Source organism: Streptomyces pristinaespiralis (assembly GCF_001278075.1).
GTDB lineage: Bacteria > Actinomycetota > Actinomycetes > Streptomycetales > Streptomycetaceae > Streptomyces > Streptomyces pristinaespiralis.
The window spans coordinates 2,364,475-2,389,019 of record NZ_CP011340.1; the positions used below are offsets into that span (position 1 = coordinate 2,364,475).

The 24,545-nt window shown below is 71.3% G+C and carries 16 protein-coding genes and 1 pseudogene; 6 read left to right on the forward strand and 11 right to left on the reverse strand.

Annotated elements, in window-relative coordinates; genetic code table 11:
• Positions 1-9: 9 nt before the first annotated feature.
• Together SPRI_RS09855 and SPRI_RS09860 are read right to left on the reverse strand one after the other, a co-directional pair.
• Entirely contained in the window at positions 10-690 is a 681-nt protein-coding gene (locus tag SPRI_RS09855) for a phosphatase PAP2 family protein (protein ID WP_053556867.1), read from the reverse strand.
• 438 nt (positions 691-1,128) lie between these two features.
• Positions 1,129-3,849 (reverse strand): helix-turn-helix transcriptional regulator, encoded by a 2,721-nt coding sequence (locus SPRI_RS09860; RefSeq protein WP_005310902.1) that lies wholly within the window; start codon positions 3,847-3,849, stop codon positions 1,129-1,131.
• Between the two features lie 309 nt (positions 3,850-4,158).
• Between SPRI_RS09860 and SPRI_RS09865 the strand changes: the two genes are divergently transcribed.
• On the forward strand, positions 4,159-4,533 hold the full coding sequence (locus SPRI_RS09865) for an ATP-binding protein (RefSeq protein ID WP_234020363.1): 375 nt from the start codon (positions 4,159-4,161) through the stop codon (positions 4,531-4,533).
• An 84-nt stretch (positions 4,534-4,617) separates the two neighbouring features.
• Here the strand turns inward: SPRI_RS09865 and SPRI_RS37025 are convergent.
• Positions 4,618-4,683: pseudogene (locus SPRI_RS37025) on the reverse strand (hypothetical protein); the annotation flags it as partial.
• A 769-nt stretch (positions 4,684-5,452) separates the two neighbouring features.
• Between SPRI_RS37025 and SPRI_RS09870 the strand changes: the two are divergent.
• From SPRI_RS09870 to xdhC, 3 genes are read left to right on the forward strand one after another with little or no spacing between them, the layout of a single operon-like run.
• Entirely contained in the window at positions 5,453-6,949 is a 1,497-nt protein-coding gene (locus tag SPRI_RS09870; protein ID WP_005310907.1) for a xanthine dehydrogenase small subunit, read from the forward strand.
• A complete protein-coding gene (xdhB, locus tag SPRI_RS09875) occupies positions 6,946-9,366 on the forward strand; it encodes a xanthine dehydrogenase molybdopterin binding subunit (RefSeq protein ID WP_005310909.1) in 2,421 nt (806 codons plus the stop codon). The genes SPRI_RS09870 and xdhB overlap by 4 nt, the downstream gene beginning before the upstream one ends.
• Before the next feature lies 1 nt (position 9,367).
• Positions 9,368-10,177 carry a xanthine dehydrogenase accessory protein XdhC gene (gene xdhC / locus SPRI_RS09880; protein WP_106428407.1) on the forward strand — a complete coding sequence of 270 codons (810 nt, stop codon included), beginning with the start codon at positions 9,368-9,370 and terminating at the stop codon, positions 10,175-10,177.
• A 251-nt stretch (positions 10,178-10,428) separates the two neighbouring features.
• Here the strand turns inward: xdhC and SPRI_RS09885 are convergent, their stop codons facing one another.
• The 4 genes from SPRI_RS09885 to SPRI_RS09900 form a co-directional block, all read right to left on the reverse strand.
• The gene (locus SPRI_RS09885) at positions 10,429-10,932 is read right to left on the reverse strand and encodes a nucleoside deaminase (RefSeq protein WP_005310914.1); all 504 of its coding nucleotides are present in this window, start codon (positions 10,930-10,932) and stop codon (positions 10,429-10,431) included.
• A gap of 448 nt (positions 10,933-11,380) precedes the next feature.
• Complete coding sequence (locus tag SPRI_RS09890) at positions 11,381-14,086, reverse strand: SpoIIE family protein phosphatase/ATP-binding protein (protein WP_005310916.1); 2,706 nt, start codon at positions 14,084-14,086, stop codon at positions 11,381-11,383.
• A 500-nt stretch (positions 14,087-14,586) separates the two neighbouring features.
• Entirely contained in the window at positions 14,587-15,915 is a 1,329-nt protein-coding gene (locus tag SPRI_RS09895; RefSeq protein ID WP_037773576.1) for a class I SAM-dependent RNA methyltransferase, read from the reverse strand.
• Between the two features lie 287 nt (positions 15,916-16,202).
• Positions 16,203-18,251 carry an APC family permease gene (locus SPRI_RS09900; protein WP_005310932.1) on the reverse strand — a complete coding sequence of 683 codons (2,049 nt, stop codon included), beginning with the start codon at positions 18,249-18,251 and terminating at the stop codon, positions 16,203-16,205.
• A gap of 186 nt (positions 18,252-18,437) precedes the next feature.
• On the opposite strand from SPRI_RS09900, the gene SPRI_RS09905 reads away from it, so the two are divergent.
• Together SPRI_RS09905 and SPRI_RS09910 are read left to right on the forward strand one after the other, a co-directional pair.
• Positions 18,438-19,106 carry a potassium channel family protein gene (locus tag SPRI_RS09905; protein ID WP_005310934.1) on the forward strand — a complete coding sequence of 223 codons (669 nt, stop codon included), beginning with the start codon at positions 18,438-18,440 and terminating at the stop codon, positions 19,104-19,106.
• A complete protein-coding gene (locus SPRI_RS09910; protein ID WP_005310936.1) occupies positions 19,106-19,783 on the forward strand; it encodes a potassium channel family protein in 678 nt (225 codons plus the stop codon). Before SPRI_RS09905 ends, SPRI_RS09910 begins: the two co-directional genes overlap by 1 nt.
• A gap of 66 nt (positions 19,784-19,849) precedes the next feature.
• Here the strand turns inward: SPRI_RS09910 and SPRI_RS09915 are convergent, their stop codons facing one another.
• The 4 genes from SPRI_RS09915 to SPRI_RS09930 all read right to left on the reverse strand — a co-directional run bounded on the left by SPRI_RS09915 (position 19,850) and on the right by SPRI_RS09930 (position 24,345).
• Positions 19,850-20,587 carry a DUF3159 domain-containing protein gene (locus SPRI_RS09915; protein WP_005310938.1) on the reverse strand — a complete coding sequence of 246 codons (738 nt, stop codon included), beginning with the start codon at positions 20,585-20,587 and terminating at the stop codon, positions 19,850-19,852.
• A 3-nt stretch (positions 20,588-20,590) separates the two neighbouring features.
• Complete coding sequence (locus SPRI_RS09920; protein ID WP_005310940.1) at positions 20,591-21,016, reverse strand: OB-fold nucleic acid binding domain-containing protein; 426 nt, start codon at positions 21,014-21,016, stop codon at positions 20,591-20,593.
• Positions 21,017-21,049: 33 nt separating this feature from the next.
• On the reverse strand, positions 21,050-21,733 hold the full coding sequence (locus tag SPRI_RS09925) for a response regulator (protein ID WP_005310942.1): 684 nt from the start codon (positions 21,731-21,733) through the stop codon (positions 21,050-21,052).
• 68 nt (positions 21,734-21,801) lie between these two features.
• Entirely contained in the window at positions 21,802-24,345 is a 2,544-nt protein-coding gene (locus SPRI_RS09930; RefSeq protein ID WP_005310944.1) for a sensor histidine kinase, read from the reverse strand.
• Between the last annotated feature and the right edge of the window lie 200 nt (positions 24,346-24,545).

Here is a 24,545-nt window from a genome sequence, read left to right on the forward strand (position 1 = left end):
GACGTGTGGTCAGCGGGGCTGCCTGCGACCGGCGTCGGCGGTCCGGTGGACCAGCCGGTCGGCCGCCCGGTCGACCAGCCACGCGGTCGCCGGTACCACCGCCAGCGCGGTGCACCAGCCGCCGACGGTGTCGGTCGGGTAGTGCGCGCCGAGGGCGACCTGCGCCCAGCCCATGGCGGCGCCGGCCACCAGCGCCGCGGCGAACACGAGTGACGTGCCGGCCGTCCTGCCGAGGCCGGGCCGGCCCGTCGCGAGCAGCGCCAACACGAGGGCGACCGCGGTGAGGAAGGCGGTGTGCCCGCTCGGGTAGGACAGGTGCCCGTCGTGGATGGTGCGCCCCACCAAGGGCTTGAGCAGCTTCGTCGCCGCCACGGCCAGGCCGGTGCCGGCGAGGGCGAGCACCGCCGCACGGTTGCGCCGAAGCAGCAGGCAGCCCGTCACGACGGCAGCCACCAGCGCGGTCGCTCCGGCGGGCTCCCCCAGGAAGTCCGTGGCCAGGGCGACGTCCCGCCACGGCGCCCCCGCGTCCTCCACCGCCGCCCCGATCCGCCCTTCCACCCCGCCGGACCTGTCGTGGCCGGCGTACAGGACCCCGAGCCCGAAGACCACCAGCGCGGCGAGGGCCGCGATCAGCCCGAGCGGCACGCGCAGCGCCGAGGGCAGCACCGCGGGCGCCGACCGGCCGGTCACCCGCCCGTGGCGTCCGCTCCGGCCGAGCGGTCCGCCGCCACCGCCGACGGTCGACGTGGCCTTTGGCCACTGCCGGTGCCGACTTCCCATCAACAAGCCCCCGCTGTTTCCGACTTGACGCTTCCGACTTGGCCTGCTCGGGAGCCGTCGGCCTGTGCGGCCCCCAACTCGCCGGCCTGCGCATCACCCTGGTCAAGGGCATCGGAATCAGTCTCCTGCCGCCACCCTAGCCACGATCGAGGACGAAGGCTTCCGCGGACCTCGCCGCCACGGCGGTGACGCTCGGGCCCCCGGCGGGCAGGTACCCGGGGGCCGAGCGGGACAGGTCAGGCGCCGCGCCCGGGACCGCACGGTGTCGACCGCTTCACCGTGTCCGACCCGGCGACCGGACAGGACTGCGAGGGCGAGCTACCTGAGAGGGCGTCACGTACGTTCCCGTCAGCGGCCCCGTCCGGGCTGCTCACCGGACTTGAGAACTTCCGCCGGGACCGTCCCGAGTGCTGGCCCGAGTCCCTGGCGGGAGCGCGCTCCGCTCTTATGAATGGCCCGGGCGACATGCTGCTCGACGGTGCGCGGAGACAGATGCAGCGTCGAGGCGATCTCACGGTTGGTCATGCCGGCGACAGCAAGTTGGGCGACCTCCGACTCGCGCGGCGAGAGGAGGTCGCCGTACCGGGGACGGCCGGGGACCCGGGGCTCCTGCGCGGGGTGGTGGCGGCGCAGATCGGTGCGGACGCGCGCCGCGTCCCAGGTGGCTCCGAGCGTGTCGAAGACAGCGGCACAGTCGGCGAGCGCGGCGACGGCGGGGCCGCTGCCGCTGTCGAGGGCGAGGGTGCAGCGGGCGGCGTCCGCTGAGGTGAGGGCCGCGTGATAGGGCCTGTTCATCGCGGTGTACGCGGTGGCGGCGCTTCCGTAACAGGTGGCGGCCTCCGCGATCCGCCCGGTGTGTTCCGCGAGGACACCGAAGGTCCACCGGAGGGCGGCGGAGGCCGACGGCGCGTCCTTGCCCTCCAGTCCCGCGGCGAATTCGGCGGTCATCTCCCGGGCGCTGTCCACGGCCTCCGCCCGCGCCGTCGCCTCTACGGCCCAGGGTGCGAGTTCGGCGCCCCAGGCCCAGATCCCCTTGGCACGCAGCCGCTTCCACGCGGCGGCGGCTTCGGCGACGGCAGCGTCGATGTCGTCGTGGGCGAGGGCGAGCCGGATCAGGGCACCGGACGCCGTGGCGGAGATCGGTACGGGCCCGCTGTCGAGGTCGGCCGCACCCGGGCCTGTGAGGTGGTCGACGGCATCGGCCCACTCGCCGCGCCCGAGGGCGAGCAGCCCGAGGACCATCCGGGCGTCGGAGGCGAGGTAGGGCATGTCGCCGGCGTCGTCGACGAAGGCGCGGGCCCGGTCGGCGAGCCCCGACCAACGGCCGGTCGCCCAGTCCAGGACGAGGGCGCAGCCGCGGCCGGTCTGCTCGGCGTAGGCGGCCCCGCTGCGCGCGGCGAGGTCGACGCCCTCCACCAGCAGGGCGCGCGACTTCTCGTACTGGCCGAGCCACACCGTCGCGTCGGCGGCGTTGCACAGGCCACGGGCGGTCTGCTGCCGGCACCCGGCGAGGTCGCTGTCCCGGGGAAGGCTCTCGATGAGCGGCCAGGCAGCCGGGTCGGAGCTGTTGAGCAGGACACTCACGTGATTGGCCGCGACGGCGGTCTGGACCACCGGGTCGCCCGACTCGTCGGCGACCTTCACGGCCCGTTCGATCCATACGATGTTCTCGGCGAACGGCGCGTCCGGCCCGTACGGCATCGCGAGCGCCGACATCGCCCGCGCCAGGGGCACCGGTCGGCCGGCCAGTTCCTCCACTGCTCGGGCGAGTTCGTCGCGGCCTTCGACAACCTGGCCCATCTGGTTGCACTGCAGCAGGCCGAGGTCCAGGCGGATCTCACCGCGGACGGCCGGAGGAAGACCGGCGTCGGCCACGATGTACCGGAGAACGTCCAGCGTCTGGTCGGAACGCAGGCCCACCACGGCGCTGCGGGCGAGCAGCATGGCGAGCCGGGGGCGGGCGTGCCGGGGGACCGGGCCCGTCGTGAGCGCAGTCTCCAGCAGGCGCGCGGCGCGCTGCTGGTCCCCGGCGTCCTCGAGTTGCCGGGCGGCGCGCTCGACGGCGTGCAGCCAGCCCCGTTCATCGCCGCAGGCACGGCGATGGCCGGCCACGCGCTCCCACGGGATCGGCTGCCGCCTGGTGAGCATGTGTGCGGTCCGTCGATGCATTTCCTCACGGACGGGACCGGGCATCCAGCCTCGGACGGCCGCCGCGGCGGCGGGCGAGAAAAAGCCGTAGCGGCCGTCGCCGCGTTCGTCGAGCGCGGCGTGACGCAGGGCGGCCAGCAGCGCGTCCTGACCGTCGCTGCGGGTGAGCCCGGCAACGGCGGCGAGTTCCCCGGCACTCGCGGGCTCGGCGAGGACGGCCGCCGCGAGGACGATCCGCCGGTATCCCTCGGGCACGGCCGTCGTGCGACGCACCATGAGGGCCGTCAGCCGGGGCGGTGAGCCGAGCCGGTCGACGTCGACGGAACCCGGCTGCCGGCCGGCCGGAGTGCGGGCGGCCGTCAGGCCGATCAGGTCGAGCAGATCGGCGACGGTCTGGGCGACGCCCCCCGAGACGCGGTGCAGGGCCTCGGCCAGGTCGCGCGTACAGCGGTCCTCGCCGAGCACATCGGCGGCCATCCGGTGGACCGCGGCGACGCCGAGCGTGCCGACGACGTGCCGCACCACCGTGAGCCGGGCCGGGAACTCCGTGTCCGGCCCGAGGACCAGCCCCGGTACAGCGAGTTCCTCGGGTCGGTAGCTGAGAACACACACGAGGCCTGAAGGCGGGTCGGTCAGCAGGGCACGCAGAGCGGCGCCGTCGTCACCGGCCGCCCGGTGTACGTCCTCGACGAGGAGCAGGACCGGCCCCTCGCCGGGCAGCGGATCACCGGGCGCCGCCCGGCGGACGGTGTCGGGTACGGCCTTCCGCAGCCGCTCCACCAGGCGGCTCTTGCCGGTGCCGGCGGCTCCTTCTACCAGCAGCAGCAAGGGCCGGCCGGGCCCTTGCTGGTCGAGTGCGGCGCTGAGCCGTTCGCGCAGCGCGGCCTCGGCTGTGTGCGCGGTCTGAGCGGTGTGGGACATGACTCGCCACCATGATCTCGGACATATCCGTGGTTATTCACGTATCCGTACTCAGTCTGCCCTGATTGCGGCGGGCTCGGACCGACGGGCAGCGTTGAGGCGGTAAGACCACCCCGTGGCCCGTCGGGCCGTCGGGATCGATGCCGACGCAGTCGGCTGCGCAGGCGGGAGGCCGGCGTGCGAAACATGATCTGTCCCAGCCCGGGCGGGGCGTCCGTCGATGCAGGCGAGGCACCGGTGGACGGGAATCCGCAGGAGGACGGGAATCCGCGAGAGACGGTGCGGCCCCGCCCGAGTCGGCTGACGACCGTGATCGAACTGCCGGCGACCGCGCGGTCGGTACCGCTCGTACGCCGCCTGGCACGGGCGGTGACCCGTACCCGGCAGCTGTCCGAAGCCGCCGAGGAGGCGCTCACCGCGGTCGTCACGGAACTGGCGACCAACGCGGTCCTGCACAGCGGCAGCCCCCAGATCACGGTGATGTTCGAGGCTGATGACGCCTCGCTGACCGTGGTGGTTCGCGATCGGGGGCGCTGGCGGGCGCGCCCGGCGCCACGCTGCGAGGGGGCGGACATGGACGCGGCGTTCGGCCGCGGCCTCGCCCTGGTCGACGCGTACTGCGTGGACATGTCCGTGCGACCTTCCCCCCAGGGCACGCTGGTCCGCGCCGTCATCGCACTGTGAGGCCACGGCGGCCCGATGGGCCCTGCTGTAGAGCAGGCCGGCTCCCCGCGCGGCCAGATCCCGCAGCAAGGCGAGGGCGGCGGCCGACGGCTGCCTCTGGAGGCACACCATGGGCGGGCACGCCGGGCCGAAGGTGCCGGCGGCGGACAGGACGGCCGGGTTCTCACAGGTGTGAACGGTCCCAGCCTCGGGACGGCGACGTCCGTCGCGCTACGCGGAGGGACCGGAGGGCATGGGCGCGCGGAAAGGGTCAGTGCTGCGAACGTCGCCCGCGATACCGGAGGCGACACGGGCAGCGCACGCAACGCGCGCACCGCCGCCTCCACCAGTGGGCCCGCGGCCTGAGGTGTACGGGCGAGGCGCCGGATGAGCGCCACGCACCCAGGGCCATGCCCCGCAATTCACTGCCAGAAGAATTGATTCAGGCGCAGCTTTGGATGATTACCCGATCACCGTCAGGAAGGTTTGTACGTTCAGCCGCCTGGCGAGCACGCCCCGGCCTCGGATCGGATCGATTCCCCGGAGGCCGGGAATCGACCTCTTGACCTCTGTGATCCGAGCAACTAGCTTCCGGTAGACGTCGACCCATTACCACCCGAAGGAGGCGACCGGCGGATGTACACCAGCTCTGATCTCGGTCGCCTCGCCCAGTGCACCGTCTGGGTTCCGGGCCGGATCGCGCACGGCGTCTGAGCACGCCGTTCCGATGTGCCCTTCCGCGGCGCATTCCGGGTCTCCCGTCACCGCATTCCCGCACGTCGCTGTCACGTGCCTTTCCGCGCCCGCTCCTCTCACGTGGCGCACCTGAATCCTTTCTGCGCCCCGCTCCTCCCACGCGGCGCGTCTGAACACAGAAAGCTGCCGGAAAATTGGCGAACATGATGAATCGACCGATCGCGAGCCGAAACGGGGACCGGTCATGAACGCGGCACGGATCACGGTCAACGGGAAAGAAGCACCGATCTCACCGGCAGCGCCCCACACCACGGCGCTGGACTTCCTGCGCGAGCGCGGCCTCACCGGAACCAAGGAGGGGTGCGCCGAGGGCGAATGCGGCGCCTGCTCGGTCCTGGTGGCCCGGCCCGGGGTGAACAAGCCCACCGACTGGGTCGCGGTCAACGCCTGCCTGGTCCCGGTCGCGGCGCTCGACGGCCAGGAGATCATCACCTCCGAGGGTCTCGCCACCGCCGGTGGACCGGGCGAGCCGCCAACGCTGCACCCTGTGCAGGAGGAGATGGCGGTGCGCGGCGGTTCCCAGTGCGGTTACTGCACGCCGGGGTTCGTCTGCAGCATGGCCGCCGAGTACTACCGGCCAGGTCGCTGCGAGCACGCACCCGCGGACCCGGCCGACAGTACGGAAGCGGACGGCGGCGTCGACGGCACGGACGCCGAGCACGGCCCGAACGGCTTCGACCTGCACGCGCTCAGCGGAAACCTGTGCCGCTGCACCGGCTACCGCCCCATCCGCGACGCCGCGTTCGCCGTCGGCGCACCCGCCGAAGACGACCCGCTGGCACAGCGCCGCGAGCAGGCCCCGCCCTCGCCGGTCGCCACCGAGTACATCCGGGACGACAGCGCGTTCCTGCGGAAGAGCACCCTGGACGAAACGCTGGAGCTGCTGCGCGAGCGGCCCGACGCGGTCGTGGTCGCCGGCTCCACCGACTGGGGCGTCGAGGTCAACATCCGCTCGCGCAGGGCGAACTGCGTGGTCGCCATCGACCGGCTTCCCGAACTGCGTGAGCTGCGCGTCGAGTCGGATTACATCGAGATCGGCGCGGCGCTCACCCTCACCGAGATCGAGCGCCGCCTCGGCGGCGACGTCCCGCTGCTGGCCGGGCTGTTCCCGCAGTTCGCGTCCCGGCTCATCCGTAACGGCGCGACCCTCGGCGGCAACCTGGGCACCGGCTCGCCCATCGGCGACAGCCCGCCGGTGCTGCTGGCGCTGGAGGCGTCGGTGGTGCTCGCCGGCGTCGATGGTGAGCGCGAGGTCCCGCTGGCGGAGTACTTCACCGGCTACCGGCAGAGCGTGCGCCGCCCCGGCGAGCTGATCCGTTCGGTGCGCGTCCCACTGCCGCTGTCGCCCGTCACCGCCTTCCACAAGATTGCCAAGCGGCGCTTCGACGACATCTCCAGCGTGGCGGTCGCCTTCGCCCTCGACATCGAGGACGGGACCGTCCGCAAGGCGCGCATCGGCCTGGGCGGCGTGGCCGCCACACCCATCCGCGCATTCGCCACCGAGGCGGCCCTGGAGGGCAGGCCATGGACGGCGGAGACCGTCGGGGCCGCGGCCCGGGTGCTGCGGGGTGAGGGCACACCGATGGACGATCACCGCGCCAGTTCCCTCTACCGTTCCGCGATGCTCGGCCAGAGCCTGCTGAAGCTGCACGCACAGACCCCGGAGGCGGCGAAGTCATGAGTCATCTTTCCGAGCGTCCCGAGAAGCCCGTCGTCGGTGTCCCGATGCCGCACGAGAGCGCCGTCCAGCACGTCACCGGTGCCGCGCTCTACACGGACGACCTGGTGCAGCGCACCAAGGACGTACTGCACGCGTACCCGGTCCAGGTCATGTCGGCCCACGGCAGGGTCACCGCGCTGCGCACCGGCCCGGCGCTCGCCGTGCCCGGCGTCATCCGCGTCCTGACCGGGGCCGACGTGCCCGGTGTCAACGACGCCGGCATGAAGCACGACGAGCCGCTGTTCCCCGACGAGGTCATGTTCCACGGTCACGCGGTCGCCTGGGTGCTCGGCGAGACCCTTGAGGCGGCCCGGCTCGGCGCGGCGGCCGTCGAGGTGGAACTCGACGAACTGCCCTCCCTGGTCACGCTCCAGGACGCGATCGACGCCGGGAGCTACCACGGCGCCCGGCCCATGATGGTGGCCGGCGACGTCGACGCGGGCTTCGCCGACTCGGCGCACGTGTTCACCGGCGAGTTCCAGTTCTCCGGCCAGGAGCACTTCTACCTGGAGACGCACGCGGCGCTGGCCCAGGTCGACGAGAACGGGCAGGTGTTCATCCAGAGCAGCACCCAACACCCCTCGGAGACCCAGGAGATCGTCGCTCATGTGCTGGGCGTGCCCAGCCACGAGGTGACCGTGCAGTGCCTGCGGATGGGCGGCGGCTTCGGCGGGAAGGAGATGCAGCCGCACGGGTTCGCGGCGATCGCCGCGCTCGGCGCCAAGCTGACCGGCCGGCCGGTGCGCTTCCGGCTCAACCGGACACAGGACCTGACGATGTCCGGCAAGCGGCACGGGTTCCACGCCACGTGGAAGATCGGCTTCGACGCGGACGGCCGCATCCAGGCCCTGGACGCCACCCTGACCGCGGACGGCGGCTGGAGCCTGGACCTGTCCGAGCCGGTGCTGGCCCGCGCGCTGTGCCACATCGACAACACGTACTGGATCCCCAACGCGCGCGTCGCCGGCCGCATCGCCAGGACCAACACGGTCTCCAACACCGCCTTCCGCGGCTTCGGCGGACCGCAGGGCATGCTGGTGATCGAGGACATCCTCGGCCGCTGCGCGCCGCAGCTCGGCCTGGACCCCATGGAGCTGCGGGAACGCAACTTCTACCGGCCGGGCCAGGGGCAGACGACGCCGTACGGACAGCCGGTCACACAGGCCGAGCGGATCTCCACCGTCTGGCAGCAGGTGAAGGACGACGCCTGCGTCGCCGACCGCAAACGCGAGATCGCCGCCTTCAACGCCGCGCACCCGCACACCAAGCGGGCCCTCGCGGTCACCGGCATCAAGTTCGGCATCTCGTTCAACCTCACCGCCTTCAACCAGGGCGGCGCGCTGGTGCTGATCTACAAGGACGGCTCGGTACTGATCAACCACGGTGGCACCGAGATGGGCCAGGGCCTGCACACCAAGATGATGCAGGTGGCCGCGACCACGCTGGGCATCCCGCTGCACAAGGTGCGCCTCGCCCCGACGCGCACCGACAAGGTGCCCAACACCTCGGCCACCGCCGCCAGTTCCGGCGCGGACCTCAACGGCGGGGCGATCAAGAACGCCTGTGAGCAGCTGCGCGAGCGGCTGCTGCAGGTGGCTGCCTCCCAACTGGGCGCGAACGCCTCGGACGTGCGCATCGTCGAGGGCGTCGCGCGCGCCCTGGGCAGTGACAAGGAGCTGGCCTGGGACGACCTGGTGCACACCGCGTACTTCCAGCGGGTCCAGTTGTCGGCGGCCGGTTTCTACCGGACCGAGGGGCTGCACTGGGACGCGAAGTCGTTCAGGGGCTCGCCCTTCAAGTACTTCGCCCACGGAGCCGCCGCGACCGAGGTGGAGGTCGACCGCTTCACCGGCGCGTACCGCATCCGGCGGGTGGACATCGTTCACGACGTCGGCGACAGTCTGTCCCCGCTGATCGACATCGGTCAGGTCGAGGGCGGCTTCGTGCAGGGTGCCGGCTGGCTGACGCTCGAAGACCTGCGCTGGGACACCGGTGACGGGCCCAACCGTGGACGGCTGCTGACCCAGGCGGCGAGCACCTACAAGCTGCCGAGCTTCTCGGAGATGCCCGAGGAGTTCAACGTCACGTTGTTGGAGAACGCCACCGAGGAGGGCGCGGTCTACGGTTCCAAGGCGGTGGGTGAGCCTCCGCTGATGCTGGCGTTCTCGGTGCGCGAAGCGCTCCGGCAGGCCGCCGCCGCGTTCGGGCCGGCCGGGGCAGGCGTCGAGCTGGCGTCGCCCGCGACCCCGGAGGCGGTGTACTGGGCGATCGAGGAGGCCCGCCGGAGCATGGCCGCCGGCGACCGACCAACCGGAAACGGGCACGTCGCCGCGGGCGAAGGCGTCCGAGCCGGCGCGGAAGCGCTGAGCGGTGCCTGACATGACGTGGGTCGCCGCGGTCGCACGGTTGCGGGCACGCCGGGAGGCCGGCGTGCTGGTCACCGTCGCGGCCGTGCGCGGCCACGCCCCGCGCGACGCCGGCGCGAAGCTCGTCGTGGGGACGGACCGGACGTGGGGCTCGATCGGTGGCGGCAATGTCGAGGCGGTCTCGATCGACCGGGCTCGGGAGATGCTCGCCGCGTCCGTGTCCGAGCCCGAGCTGATGGATTTCGCTTTGAACGACAAGGTCACCAACCAGCACGGCGTGCAGTGCTGCGGCGGCACGGTCTCGGTGCTGCTCGAACCACTGCCGGTGGTACGGGCGGTGGCGGTCTTCGGCGTCGGGCACGTCGGGCTGGAACTGGCGCGCATCCTGGCACGCCAGGACCTCGACCTCCATCTGATCGACTCCCGCTCCGACATCCTCGCGGACGAGCGGCTCGACGTGCTGGCGGACGCGGTGGCGCAGGTGCACGTGCACCACACACCGCTGCTGCCCGAGGAGGTGCTGCAGGAACTGCCGCACGGCACCCATGTCCTGATCATGACTCATGATCACGCCGAGGACGCGGCGCTGTGCGACGCCGCCCTGCGCACGCCCCGTCTCGGCTCCATCGGTCTGATCGGGTCGGCGGCCAAGTGGGCGCGGTTCCGCAAACGCCTCGCCACCGAGGGCGGTCACGACGACGCCGTCATCGACCGGATCAAGACGCCGATCGGCCTGGCCGACATCACGGGCAAGGAACCCGCGACGATCGCCGTCAGCGTCGCCGCGGATCTGCTGCGCACCTTCGAGAGCGAGGGCGGCTGACCCTCCGACGGGATCGATGCGGGGTGCCCCGCGCTCGTGCGAACGCACGCAGCGGGGCGCCCCCTCGATATTGCGGTCACGGTGTCCTGCGCGTCGGGGTGTCCGCCGACCGCACCGGCGGATCCGGACGTACGGAGAATCGGCGTACGGAGAATCGGCGTACGAAAGAGCAAAGCCCCAGGTCACAGGGTGTGATCCTGAGGCTTCCACCGAGCCGCCCGCGGCCTGCCGGTGCGCGACGAGCGCCGTTCTCAGTAGTCGACGCGGTCGGACTTTGCCAGCCACGCGTCGAACGGCGCCGTACGGTTCGGCATGTCCACCCGCTCGACCGCCATCGGCCACAGCTCCGCCGGCCGCTTCTCCAACAGGTCGTAGAACTTGCGGTCGTCGAAGCCGGCCACCGCGGCGTCGTCCCGGTCGGCGGCGAAGATGATCCGGTCGACCCGCGCCCACAGCGCGGAGGAGAGGCACATCGGGCACGGCTCGCAGGAGGTCACGAGGACGCAGCCCTCGAGGGAGAAGGTTCCCAGCTTCTGGCAGCCGGCACGGATCGCGCTCACCTCGCCGTGCGCCGTCGGGTCCAGATTCGACGTGACCTTGTTGTTCCCGATGGCGACGATCTCGCCGTCCTTGACGATCAGTGCGCCGAACGGTCCGCCGCCGTTCTCCACGCTGGCGGTGGCAAGGCCGATGGCCTCCTCCATCCAGGTGCGCTCGAGCTCCTGGATGCTCGCTTCCTGGGTGTACGCCGTCATGGTCACTCCTTTGTCGCAGACGGTGGGGACTCCCCGGATGCTCTGCCCATGCGGAACACCGCACGCACAGACCACCCGGGGTACCAAGCAGGGCTTCGGGTGCCGCCTTGGAACAGTTCGGCCGGCAACACCGGTACTGGTGCTGTTGATCGGAACAACAGGGCAAGTACATCCGCCAGGCACCGTCGCGGGTCAGTCACCGAAACCATGAAGGAGTTGACTGGTCACGCAGCCCCTCTTGTGCCTTCGCACAAGCTCTGGAAACTCACGGCTGCGTCGATGGGACGGAACTCCGCGGGAGCCGAGCCGCCTCGGCGTGGGGTGTGACCGGGCCGGTGAGGCCTCCACGTTGACGAGGCGGATCCGAGGGAACTCCCGGATCCCGGCGCCCGTCCCAGAAGCTGGTCGGCGGCAAAGGTGCGCAATGACAAGGCGCCCTCCGGCGAGCTCAGAAGTCGTCCTCCGTCCACTGGTCCAGCAGGATGTCGCCGAGGTGACCACCGGATTCGGCTGCCCCACCGCTCAGGGACTGTTCGGTCCAGATGACCTTGCCGTCCGGTGTGTAGCGGGTGCCCCAGCGTTCGGAATACCGGGCGACGAGGAACAGTCCGCGGCCGCCCTCGTCGGTGGTCCTGGCCCGGCGCAGATGCGGGGAGGTGCTGGAACCGTCGGAGACCTCGCAGATGAGGGTGCGGTCCCGCAGCAGACGGACGGTGATGGGCTCGGCGCCGTAGCGGATGGCGTTGGTGATCAGCTCGCTCAGAATGAGCTCGGTGGCGAACCCGATGTCCTCCAGACCCCAGGCCTCCAGTCGGCGGGCGCAGGCGGTACGGACCAGGGACACCGCTGCGGGATCGCGCGGCACGTCCCACACGGCTACCTGCGCGGAACCGAGTCGGCGCGTGCGGGCCACCAGCAGCGCGACGTCATCGGTCGGACGGGCGGGCAGCATCGCGTCGATCACCGCGGCGCAGGTGGCCTCCGGGGTGCGGCCGGGCCCGGTCAGAGCGCTGCGCAGGGCCTCCAGGCCGGCGTCCAGGTCCCGGGTGCGGTCCTCGACCAGCCCGTCGGTGTAGAGCACCAGTCGGGAGCCCTCGGGCAAGGTCAGTTCGGCGCTCTCGAACGGCAGGCCGGCGCCCAGGCCCAGCGGCGGAGAGATCGGCAGCCGGGGGAACTCCACCGACCCGTCGGGACGGACCACGGCCGGACCCAGGTGGCCGGCGGTCGCAGCGACCATGCGCCCGTCGACGGGGTCATAGACGGCGTAGAGGCAAGTGGCCCCTGTGATCCCCTGCCCGTCCTCGCCTGCGGCGGACTCCTCGTCGTCGATGTGAGCCACCAGTTCGTCCAGGTGGCTCAGCAGGTCATCAGGAGGCATGTCCAGAGTGGAGAAGTTGTGCACGGCGGTGCGCAACCGGCCCATGGTGGCTGCCGCGTGCAGCCCGTGGCCGACGACGTCTCCGACCACCAGCGCCACACGGGCGCCGGACAGCGGGATGACATCGAACCAGTCGCCGCCCACGCCGGCCTGGGCCGGCAGGTAACGGAAGGCGGCCTCCAGAGCGTTCTGCTCGGGCAGTCCGCGTGGCAGGAGGCTGCGCTGCAGGGTGACGGCCATGGTGTGCTCGCGGGTGTAGCGGCGGGCGTTGTCGATGCAGACCGCCGCCCGGGCGGCCAGTTCCTCGGCGACGGAGATGTCCTCCTCGTCGAACGGTGGTGAGCCGTCCGTGCGCCAGAAGTTCGCCGCTCCCAGGAGCACGCCCCGCGCCCGCAGCGGGACCACGACGAGCGAGTGGACGCCTTGGTCCAGGACCTGCTGGGCCCGCTCGGGGTCCTGGGCCAGCCAGCCTTCCGACGCGCTCAGATCCGGCTCCAGGACCGCCCGGCCGCTGATCACCGCGGCGGCGACAGGGCCGGCGGGAACGAACCGGATGAGCTCACCGACAGGCTGAAGGGCATGGGCCCCCTCGAGACCGAAGGCGGCGGTCCGGCGCATGTCGGTGTCCGCACCGGCCGGTTCCTCGCCGCGCAGCACCGGATCCAGCAGCTCCACGGTGACGACACCGGCGAATCGGGGGACGGCTGCCTCCGCGAGCTCCTCGCACGTGCGCGTCACGTCCAGCGTGGTCCCGATCCGCACCCCCGCGTCGTACAGAAGCCTCAGCCGCTCCCGTGCCACCTCCGCCCGTCCGGTCACCGCGGTCAGCTCCGTCGTGTCCCGCAGAGTCACCACCCAGCCGGCCTGCCCCCCGTACGGGGCGGTGGACCGCTTGTTCACCGCCAGCAGACGGTCGCCGGCCAGGTGCACCGCGTCCGTGACCGGCTCGCCCGACGAAAGCAGCCGCGCAGTCCGCTCATCCAGTTCCAGGTCACCCACCCGCCGCTGCTCCGCGTCCGCCGGCAGGTCCAGAAGCCGCCGCGCCTCGTCGTTGGCCAGCAGCAGACGTCCATCGGCACGGATGATCAGCACTCCTTCGCGCACCGCGTGGAACACCGCGTCGTGGTGCTCGTACCTCCGCGTCATCTCGGCCGGGGCCAGACCGCGCGTCTGCCGGCGCAGCCGCCTGGCCACCAGCGCCGTCCCCAGTGTGGACGCCACGAGTGCGGCCGCCCCGGTGCCGAGGATGATCGGCAACTGCTGCTCGACGAGGCTCGAAACGTTCTCGACCGTGATCCCGGCGGACACCAGGCCGACCACCGAACCGTCGGCGTCCTTCACCGGAGCGACGGCCTGGATGGCCGTCCCGGTGCCCCCTGGCACGGGTGGCCCGCCCGCCCGCTCGACAATGGTGCGGCCTTCGAGCGACGGTTCGATGGTGCCGACGAACGGTTTCCCGATCTGTCGGGGATCGGGGTACGTGAGACGGATCCCGTCGGTGTCCAGGACAACAACGAAGTCGACACCCGACCGCTGTCTGGCTGCTTCCGCGCGTGGCTGGAGCACCGCCGTCGGGTCCTCGCTCTTCAGGGCCTCGGCCGTGCCAGGGGCATTCGCGAACGTCTCGGCCGCAGTCACCGACTGGCGCTCCGCGTTCCGCGTACTGTCGCGCGCCACCTGGACGGCCAGAGCAGTCACCGCGGCCACGACCAGCAACAACACGATCGCGACTTGCAGTGCGAAGACCTGTCCGGCGGCGGTACGCACGTTGAGCATGAGGCGCAGCGTCGAACCGAAGCCGCCCCCCGGCCCCGTCGACGAACTCGCCGTGCGACGTCGATCGGACGGACGCCGGCCCACGAGCGGACGCTGAAGTGATTTCCGAATCCGCCGGAACTGTTCCTTCATGCGCCATTCCTAACACTGCGTGCCGCCCCGAGCCGAGCTCCACCCGGTGACCCGGCGCGCGTGCTCGCCAGGGCCCTGCGGGCTGTCGCCGGCCACGTTCCGCGATCAGGTCGAGCCGGCTCCGTCGATGCGGTCACCGACCGCTGGGGCCTGTCTCTCGGATCCGGCAAAGAGACACGCTCCAGGGCACGCGCTACGTCAACCGCGGCCGGTCAGAGCTCCGTCGTCCGTGCGTCAGCAGTCACCGCGGCCGCCGCTCCCGGCGCGCAGCACCACCGAAGCACGCAGGTCAGGCAGTGTTCTCCACGTTCACGTGCCTCAGCCCCAAGAACACGGAGAACGAACGGCCACGTCCCAGAAAGCGCAGGTCAGACGCCCTTTGCGGCAGGCTCCAGAATCGCGACGCACTCCACGTGGTGCGTCATCGGGAACAGGTCGAACGCCCGCAGCGTCCGCGGCTTGTAGCCCGCCTCCGCGAAGTACGCCAGGTCGCGCGCCAGCGCCGCCGGGTCGCAGGCCACGTAGGCGATGCGGCGGGCGCCGAGGCCGGCGAGGTGGCGGACCGTCTGCTTGCCGGCGCCCGCGCGGGGCGGGTCGAGGACGATGAGGTCGACGCTGTCGATGCCCGTACGCGGGAGGACGGCCTCGACCTTGCCGTGCTCGACCCGCACGCGGTCGAACTGCTGGAGGTTGTGGCGGGCGTCCTCCACCGCGCGCTTGCTGGTCTCGATCCCGAGCACCGCGCCCTTGTCGCCCACCCGGTCGGCGAGCGCGCCCGCGAAGAGGCCGACGCCGCAGTAGAGGTCGAGGGCCATGTCGCCCTTGCGGGGCAGCAGTCCCTGCATCACGGCACGCATCAGGGTGTCGGCGGCCTGCGGGTGGACCTGCCAGAAGCCGCCGTTGCCCACCCGGTGGGTGCGCTCGTCGGCGCGCTCGCGCACGAAGGCGCGGCCGTGGACCCGGTGCACCCCGCCGTCCTTCTCGTCGACGCGCAGCACGGACACGGGCTTGTCGAGTTCGACGAGCGGCAGCCGCGCGCCGGGGCGCGGGGTGAGGATGACCTGGCGGTCGCCGGAGCCGGAGGCGGCGATGGCCTCGACGGTCGCCATGCCCTCCCAGAGGCGCTCCTCGATGCCGAGCTCGCTCACGCCCTTCGCGGCGATCATGCAGTGCTCGATCGGCTCGACCTCGTGCGAGCGGTGACGGCGCAGGCCGACGTGGCCGGCGTCGTCGATGGCGTACTGGACGCGGGTGCGCCACTGCGGGACCTGGCCGGGCGGCAGCTTGTCGCCCTCGGCCGGCATGACGGTGCCGTCCCAGCCGGCCTCTTCGGGGGTCAGGCCCGCGAGGCGCTGGAGCTGCTCGGCGATCACCTCGCCCTTGAGGCGGCGCTGGGCACCCGGCTTGGCGTGCTGCCAGTCGCAGCCGCCGCACTTGCCCGGACCGGCGTACGGGCAGGGTGCCTCGACCCGGTCCTTGGAGGGCTCGAGCACGCGCACCGCGTCGGCGCGCAGGAAGCGGGAGCCCTCCTCGCCCTCGGTGACGCGGGCGACGACCTTCTCGCCGGGGAGCGTGTGCCGTACGAAGAGCACCCGCCCTTCCTCGGTGCGGGCGATGCAGTGGCCGCCGTGCGCGACCGGGCCGACCTCGACCTCGTACTCCTGCCCGACCAGCGACGACTCGGGTGCGTTCTGCATGGTGGGGTGACTCCAGAGATCAAAGGGGGTGCCGGGCGACAGCCGACGAGACAACGACCGACCAGTCTACGTCGGCCGAGCGGTACCTCCGACCGACCGCCGACGCGCTCCGGCCGACCGCGAGACCCCCGACCGACCGCAAGGCCACCCGCCCCTCGCCACCGCGCTCGGCTTCAGCCTCGCCGCCCACGCCCTCCGGCCACGAGGCACGCCGTACGCCGCCGGACCGCCGCCCACGACAGCAACCCGCAATCACCACCTGCAAGCACCACTCGCGAGCGCCACTCTCACGCCTTGCCCGTCGGCTCCTTCGGCCGCCGGTCCACCGGACCGCGCCGCACCGAACCCGGGGCGTTCCATTCCTGGCGCTTCTTGGCCCGCTGCTTCGCCGCCTCGGACGACGCCAGCTGGTACGGCACCGACGTCACCATCACGCCGGGCGTGAACAGCAGTCGGCCCTTGAGCCGCAACGCGCTCTGGTTGTGCAGCACGTGCTCGTACCAGTGGCCCACCACGTACTCCGGGATGACCACGCTCACCACGTCGCGCGGGCTCTCGCGGCGCAGGCCCTTCACGTACTCGATGATGGGCCGGGTGATCTCGCGGTACGGCGAGTCCAGGATCTTCAGCGGCACGTTGATCCCGCGCCGCCCCCACTCGGCCTGCAGCGCCTTGGTCTCCGCCGGGTCGACGCTGATGCTGACCGCCTCGAGCCGGTCGAAACGCATGGCCTTCGCATAGGCGAGGGCGCGCAGGGTGGGCCGGTGCACCTTCGAGACGAGCACGATCGCATGGACACGGGACGGCCGCACACTGTCGTCGCCCGGCTCCTCCGGCGCCGCGATCTCCTCGGCGACCCGGTCGTAGTGCTTACGGATCGCGCTCATCGTGCCGTAGAAGATCACCATGCCGAGCAGGGCCACCCAGGCCCCGTGGGTGAACTTGGTGGCGAGCACGACGACGAGCACCAGGCCCGTGAAGAAGGCGCCGAAGGTGTTGATGGCCCGCGAACGGATCATGTGGCGGCGCTTGGCCTTGTCCCGCTCCGTCCTCAGGTGCCGGTTCCAGTGCCGGACCATGCCCGTCTGGCTGAGGGTGAAGGAGACGAACACGCCGACGATGTACAGCTGGATCAGCTTGGTCGAGTCGGCTCCGTACAGCCAGACCAGCAGGATCGCCGCGCCCGCCAGCAGCACGATGCCGTTGGAGAAGGCGAGGCGGTCACCGCGGGTGTGCAGCTGCCGCGGCAGGTAGCGGTCCTGCGCGAGGATCGAGCCGAGCAGCGGGAAACCGTTGTACGCGGTGTTCGCCGCGAGGAACAGCACCAGCGCGGTCGCGGCGGCCAACAGGACGAAGAAGAACGTGCCGTCGCCGAAGACGGCGGCCGCGACCTGCGAGATCACCGGATGCTGGACGTAGTCGTTGCCGACCGGGACGCCGTTCGCGATCAGGTCCTTCGCCGGGAACTCCGCCATCTTGACGTCGGTGGCCATGGCCAGGCCGATGATGCCGCAGAACATGGTGACGGCCAGGGCGCCCATCAGCAGCAGCGTCGTCGCGGCGTTCCGGCTCTTCGGCTTGCGGAAGGCGGGGACGCCGTTGCTGATGGCCTCGACGCCGGTCAGGGCGGCGCAGCCGGAGGAGAACGCGCGCAGCAGCAGGAAGAGCAGCGCGAAGCCGGCGAGGCCCCCGTGCTCCGGCTTGATCTCGTAGTCGGCGGTCGGCGCGCGCATGGATTCGTCGAGGACGATCCCCTTGAAGGCACCCCAGGCGATCATGATGAACACGCCGGCGACGAATACATATGTCGGAATGGCGAAGAGCTTGCCCGATTCCTTCACGCCGCGGAGGTTCATCAGCGTGAGCAGAACGATTATCCCGATGGCGCAGAACACCTTGTGCTCGACGACGAACGGGATCGCGGAGCCCAGGTTCTCCACTCCGGAGGAGATGGAGACGGCGACCGTGAGGACGTAGTCGACGAGCAGGGCGCTGGCCACGGTGAGGCCGGCCTTCGGTCCGAGGTTGGTATTGGCCACCTCGTAGTCGCCGCCGCCGCTGGGGTACGCGTGCACGTTCTGCCGGTAGGAGGCGACGACCGTGAACATCAGGACCACGACGGCGGCCGCGATCCATGGGCTGAAGTGGTACGCCGACACACCGGCGACGGAAAGGACCAGCAGGACTTCGCCCGGCGCGTATGCCACGGAGGACAGCGGGTCGGAGGCGAAGACGGGGAGGGCGATGCGTTTCGGGAGAAGCGTCTCCCCCAGCTTTTCACTGCGCAGCGCCCGGCCGATCAGGATCCGTTTGGGAACGTCGGTCAGTTTGGACACGCTGAGGATCGTAAGCGCTGCATATGAGCCAAGCCCAACCAGAGGGGCACGACCTGCGGGATCTTAACGCTTCCCATTCACCCGGCCGCCTCGGCGGACCGTGGGTGCCCGGTCCGGGCCGCGGTCTGAGACCCTGTATTGCCTTGCAAGGCTTGTAACGCAACTGATTGAGCCGGAAGGACGGTCGTGCACATCGTCATCATGGGATGCGGGCGAGTGGGAGCCGCTCTCGCGCAGACCCTGGAGCAGCAGGGGCACACGGTCGCCGTCGTCGACCGGGACCCCACCGCCTTCCGCCGTCTGGGATCCGGGTTCGGCGGCCGCCGTGTCACCGGGGTCGGCTTCGACCAGGACACCCTGCGCGAGGCGGGCATCGAGGACGCCGGTGCGTTCGCCGCCGTCAGCAGCGGCGACAACTCCAACATCATCGCGGCGCGGGTGGCGCGCGAGATGTTCGGCATCGAGAACGTCGCCGCCCGTATCTACGACCCCCGGCGCGCCGAGGTCTACCAGCGACTCGGCATCCCCACCGTCGCCACCGTCCGCTGGACGGCCGACCAGATGCTGCGCCGGCTGCTGCCGTCCGGCGCGGAGCCGCTGTGGACGGACCCGAGCGGCGGCGTCCAGCTGGCCGAGGTCTACACGTCTCCGGCGTGGATCGGCCACAAGGTCAGCCGTCTCCAGGAGGAGACGGGCGTAAGGGTGGCGTTCCTGACCCGGCTGGGAGAGGCGATCCTGCCGACCTCGCAGACCGTGCTCCAAGAGGGTGATCTTGTGCATGTGATGATGCGCACGGACGAGATCGCGAAGGTCGAGGAGGCCTTCACGGAAGGTCCTGAGGAGGGCGGTCACTGATGCGTGTCGCAATCGCGGGCGCCGGTGCGGTGGGCCGTTCCATCGCGGGCGAACTTCTGGAGAACGGGCACGAGGTCCTCCTCGTCGACAAGGCACCGACCGCGATCTCGGTGGAGCGCGTGCCGCAGGCCGAGTGGCTGCTGGCCGACGCCTGCGAGATCACGTCGCTGGACGAGGCGGCGCTCCAGCGCTGCAACGTGGTGATCGCGGCGACCGGGGACGACAAGGTCAACCTCGTCGTGTCCCTGCTCGCGAAGACCGAGTACGGGGTGCCCCGCGTGGTGGCGCGGGTCAACAACCCGAAGAACGAGTGGCTCTTCAACGAGTCCTGGGGCGTCGATGTCGCCGTGTCCACGCCGCGCCTGATGTCGGCGCTCGTGGAGGAGGCGGTGAGCGTCGGCGACCTGGTGCGTCTGCTGCGCTTCAGCCACGGCGACGCGAACCTGGTCGAGCTGACGCTGCCGCCGGAGTCGGCGCTGGCGGGGACGCAGGTGGGAGACGTGGCGTGGCCGGAGGACACCTCGCTCGTCACGATCATCCGTGGTTCGCGGGTGCTGACGCCGAGCCCCGAGGAGACGCTCGAGGCGGGCGACGAGCTGCTGTTCGTGGCGGCGCAGGCCCGCGAGGAACAGCTGGAGGACCTGCTGTCGGTCCGCCGCGAAGGCCCGCTCGACTGACCGCTCTTCCTGTGTGACACGCCCCGGGGGCGCGTTCACGGCGTGGCCGCGCGGGCGGCGGGCGGTCTACGCCTCGCGCTCCGCCGCCTGCTTGCGGGCCTCCTCGGCCCGTTCCTCCGCCTCCATCTCGGCGAAGACGTCGATCGGCGGCGGGGCCTTCGCCAGGAAGACCCAGGTGAGGTAGACCGCCAGGAGGAACGGCGGGATCTTCAGCGCGACCAGGACCCAGCCGAGCTGTGTCGTGTCGGCCCACCAGTACAGCGGGAAGAGGATCGCGCACTTGGCGAGGAGGATCAGACCCCACGCCCAGCTGGCCTTGGCGTACGCCTTCTTACGGCCGGGGTTGCGGGTGCGCCAGGAGAGGTTCTCCTTGAAGACCGGCCCGAGCATCAGGCCGATCAGCGGCACGCCGGCCAGCGTGGTCACGATGTAGGCCAGTGCCAGGCCGAGCGTGTAGAGCATGCCCGGCAGGTAGAAGTCCTTCGCGTTGCCGGTCATCATCGCGAACACGACACCGAAGGCCACGCCGAAGACGCCGCTGAAGGCGTGCTTGACGGTGTCCTTGCGGACCAGCCGGACGGCGACGAGCACCAGGGCGACGGCGAGGGCCGCGATCGCCGAGAGGTGCAGATCCTTGTTGATCGTGTAGATCGAGACGAAGAGCAGGCCCGGCAGGACCGTCTCCACCATGCCGCGCACGCCGCCGAAGGCCTCGAACAGCGCGGCCTCCGTCACGGTCTTCACATCCGCGTCGGTGTCCTGCTGGTCGTGGGTCGTAGGGGTCGGCTTGTCGACAGACGCCACCGGCTACTCCTGTCCGAGTGGTCGGAGTTCGTATTTGGGATTGAACAGCACCCGGCGGCCCTGGCTCATGGAGACCCGGCCGGAGGCGATCAGTCTGCGGCCCGGCTCTATGCCGACGATGGATCGCCGGCCGAGCCAGACCACGTCCAGCGGGGCCGTGCCGTCGAAGAGCTCCGCCTCCAGCGCGGGCACGCCGGCCACCGGACGCAGGGTGACCGTGCGCAACGTACCAGCGACCCTGACGATCTGACGGTCGCCGCAGTCGCAGATGCGGGTACACCCCGATGCCTGTGCGTCCTCCTGGAGCTCCTCGGACTCGAGGTCCTGCTGGGAGCTGGAGAGCCGGCCGAGCATGCGCCGGAAGCGGCCGGCCGGCCTGGCCGCCGTCTCGTCCTTCGCCGCCTTGGCGGAACGGGGTACAGCACTCATGCAGAAAGCCTACCGGCCCGCACCAGGGCCGGATCAACGTTCGAAGCGGTATCCCATTCCGGGCTCGGTGACGAAGTGCCGGGGATGCGACGGATCGGCCTCCAGCTTGCGGCGCAGCTGGGCCATGTAGACACGCAGATAGTTCGTCTCGGTGCCGTACGAGGGGCCCCAGACCTCCTGGAGCAGCTGCTTCTGGCTCACGAGGCGCCCGGTGTTGCGCACCAGGACCTCGAGGAGGTGCCACTCGGTGGGTGTGAGGCGTACGTCACGGCCGTCCCTGTGCACCTTCTTCGCCGCCAGGTCGACGGTGAAGCCCTCGGTCTCGACGGTGGTCACGTCGTCCTCGCCGCCGACGGGCTCCGCCCTGCGGACGGCGGCGCGCAGCCGGGCGAGGAGTTCGTCCATGCCGAAGGGCTTGGTGACGTAGTCGTCGGCGCCGGCGTCGAGCGCCTCGACCTTCTCGTCGGAGGAGTGACGTGCGGAAAGGACGAGGATCGGGACGCGTGTCCAGCCGCGCAGGCCCTTGATCACTTCGACGCCGTCCATGTCGGGCAGACCGAGGTCGAGGACGACGACGTCGGGGTGGCGTGCCGCGGCCAGTTCGAGGGCGCCGGCGCCGTCGGAGGCCGCGTCCACCTCGTACTTGCGTGCCTTCAGGTTGATCACGAGCGCGCGTACTATCTGCGGCTCGTCGTCGACCACGAGCACCCTGGTCATGTGCTGCCCGCCTTTCCGCCCGTGTGGGCCGCTGCTGTCACCGCTGGTCGCCGGGGTCGGACGGGCGGTCATGACGTGGCCTCCGCCGTGAGGCCGGCCGGGGTCGTGCCGTGTCCGGGGACGGCGGTGAGGGTGAGGACCATGGTCATTCCGCCGCCGGGTGTGTCCTCCGCGGTCAGCGTGCCGCCCATCGCCTCCATGAATCCGCGGGCGACGGCGAGTCCGAGGCCGACGCCCGCGCCGCGCGGGGCGTCGCCGTAGCGCTGGAACGGTTCGAATATCCGCTCCTTCGCCTCGTCGGGCACGCCCGCGCCGCGGTCCACGATCCGTAGCTCGACCCGCTGCCCCAGGGAGCTGGCGGCGACCGTGACGCAGACGGCGTCGGGGCTGTACTTGACGGCGTTCTCGACGATGTTGGCCACGGCCCGCTCGAGCAGCCCGCGGTCCACCGCCACCATCGGCAGCGACTCGGGGATGTCCAGCTCCACGCTCTCCGCCGGGACGCCGACGAGCGCCAGGGGGATCACCTCGTCGAGTGACGTCTCGCGGATGAGCGGGGTGACGGTCCCGGTCTGCAGCCGGGACATGTCGAGCAGGTTGCCCACCAGGTGGTCGAGGCGGTCGGCGCCCTCCTCGATGCCGGCCAGCAGCTCGGCCTCGTCCTCCTCGGACCAGGCGACGTCGTCGGACCTCAGCGAGGTGACCGCCGCCTTGATGCCGGCGAGCGGGGTACGCAGGTCGTGGCTGACGGCGGCGAGCAGCGCCGTGCGTATCCGGTTGCCCTCGGCGAGCTCCCTCGCCTGCTCGGCCTCCCCCACCAGCCGCTGCCGGTCCACGACGACGGCCGCCTGCGTGGCGAAGGCCGCCAGCACACGCCGGTCCTCCGCGGGCAGCACCCGGCCGGAGAGCGCCATGGCCATCCGGTCGCCGACCGGCATGTCCACGTCCGCGTCGTCGGGCCGTGTCGCGGGCCGGGGGCCGACGCTCGCCGTGCAGGTCCACGGGTCGACGTCGCTCTCGCGCTCGAGCAGGGCGACGGACTCCATGGCGAAGGTCTCGCGTACCCGCTCCAGCAGGGCGTCCAGGGCGGTCTGGCCGCGCAGGACACTGCCGGCGAGGAACGAGAGGATCTCCGACTCGGCCTTCAGCCGGGCCGCCTGGTGGGTGCGGCGCGCGGCGAGGTCCACCACGGAGGCCACCGCCACGCCCACCGCGAAGAAGATCACTATGGCGACGAGGTTGCGCGGCTCCGCGATGTCGAGGGTGTGGGTCGGCGAGGTGAAGAAGTAGTTCAGCACCAGCGATCCCACGGCGGCGGAGGCCAGCGCCGGCAGCAGCCCGCCGAGGAGTGCCGCGATCACGGTCAGGAAGAGGAAGAGCAGGACGTTGTTGGCGAGACCCGGCCCGTTCTCGAGGCTGGTGAGCAGCGCGGTGAGCAGGGCCGGGCCGGCCACACCGACCAGCCAGCCGCCGGCGATCCGGGAGCGGCCGAGCCGGGTCCCGCGGGCGCCCGGCAGGCCCCGGCCCTTGCCCGCCTCGTCGTGGGTGACGATGTGGACGTCGAGGTCGGGGCCGGAGTCGCGGGCGACGGTGGCGCCGACGCCCGGCCCGAACAGGTACTGCCACGCCTTGCGGCGGCTGGAGCCGAGCACGATCTGGGTGGCGTTGACGCCGCGCGCGAACTCGAGCAGCGCGGAGGGCACGTCGTCACCGATGACGTGGTGGAAGGTACCGCCCACGTCTTCGACGAGCGTGCGCTGCACCGCGAGTTCCTTGGGCGAGGCGGACGTCAGTCCGTCGCTGCGGGCGATGTAGACGGCGAGGACCTCACCGCCCGCGCCCTTCTCCGCGAGCCGGGCCGCGCGCCGGATGAGGGTGCCGCCTTCGGGCCCGCCGGTGAGGCCGACGACGATGCGCTCGCGGGCCTGCCAGGTGGAGCGGATGTTGTGCTCGCCGCGGTACTGCTGGAGGTACTCGTCGACCCGGTCGGCGAGCCACAGCAGGGCCAGCTCGCGCAGCGCGGTGAGGTTGCCGGGGCGGAAGTAGTTCGACAGGGCCGCGTCGACCTTGTCGGGCTGGTAGATGTTGCCGTGGGCCATCCGGCGGCGCAGGGCCTGGGGCGCCATGTCGACGAGTTCGATCTGGTCCGCCCTGCGGACCACCTCGTCGGGGACGGTCTCCAGCTGCCGTACCCCGGTGATCGTCTCGACGACGTCGCCGAGCGACTCCAGATGCTGGATGTTGACGGTCGATATGACGTCCGTCCCGGCCGCGAGGAGTTCCTCCACGTCCTGCCAGCGCTTGCTGTTGCGCGAGCCGGGGACGTTGGTGTGGGCGAGTTCGTCGACGAGGGCGACCGCGGGGCGGCGTTCGAGTACGGCGTCGATGTCCATCTCGGTGAGGACGGCGCCCCGGTGGGTGATCTCCCGGCGCTCGATCTGCTCGAGGCCGTCCAGCAGGCGCGCGGTGCGGGGGCGCTCGTGCGTCTCGACCAGCGCCACCACACAGTCGGTACCGCGTTCCGCACGGCGGTGCGCCTCGGACAGCATCGCGTACGTCTTGCCGACGCCCGGTGCCGCGCCGAGGTAGATCCGTAGCTTGCCGCGTCCCATGGCCTCATTGTCTTTCGAACACTGCGTTGCGCAGCGTCGACCTTACGTCGAAAGAAAGGGGCGAACCGGACGGTCCGGGACCACGGGGTGCCTGTTGACGCGATTCTGATGCGGTGGCGCGGCCGCACTCCCGTGACGTCCCGGGGCTTTGTGGCTCTCGCCGGCGCCGGGGTGCGGCCGCACCGGCCGGCCGACTGTGA